The sequence below is a fragment of the Aquabacterium parvum genome, from assembly GCF_001447195.1.
In the GTDB taxonomy this organism is placed as follows: Bacteria; Pseudomonadota; Gammaproteobacteria; order Burkholderiales; family Burkholderiaceae_C; genus Aquabacterium; species Aquabacterium parvum.
Genome location: NZ_LFRI01000169.1, coordinates 1 through 696 on the forward strand (window position 1 = coordinate 1; position 696 = coordinate 696).

A 696-nucleotide genomic window follows, 5' to 3' on the forward strand; every position below is an offset into this window, starting at 1 on the left:
CCTTATCCCTTGGTAGACCTCTGCGCGACTGATCCCTGGGTTGGTGTTTTGATGGTTTGAAGGTTCCAGGTGAATCGCCTTCGGCGAATCACCCGGGGATGTTTTTGCTTGACAGATGGGGAAGCCCTTGTAGCCCTGGTTAACCGGCGCCGGAGCTCGAAGTGCGGAGGGTACCGACATAGGCCATGAAAATGCCGAAGGCATGGCCTATGTTGGCGTCCGCGTTGAACCCACAGTTAGGCTGGGGCGCGTAGGCACGGTGGTTTTGGTACATGGCTAGACATTGATTTTGAAGCCAATATCCACCTCAGAGGCAGGCTTGCCACCCTGAACGCCCCAATTCTCGGGAGGATGCTCTCTCAAGTTGATAAGCACATCTGACGGCTGGATGTCGAGGGCTGAGAGGTTTTGGACGATGGCCGAATACAGCGCACGCTTTGCTTCAATTGACCGACCGGAGAACATATCGAATGTGACAAGGGTGTACCGATCGGACTTTCCAGGTGGGCTTGTGAAGCGATGGGGTGCATGAACGACGAGACGGATGTTCTTATCCCACTCAGGCGTTTTGATGCCATCCATCATCGCTCGATGAACTGCGTCAATGATGGCGACTTCTTGTTCAATGGTGTACTGGTGCCTGACTTCGATGGTCACTGTTGGCATTTCTCTCTCCCTTGCTGCAAGTAGCCTAAC

The 696-nt window shown here is 53.9% G+C and carries 1 protein-coding gene; it reads right to left on the bottom strand.

What is annotated here, in order from left to right; genetic code table 11:
• Window positions 1-276 precede the first annotated feature (276 nt).
• Window positions 277-696, bottom strand: a 420-nt coding sequence (locus tag ABG80_RS06830; protein ID WP_235513767.1) for a tautomerase family protein, incomplete at its 5' end; no start/stop codon positions are given.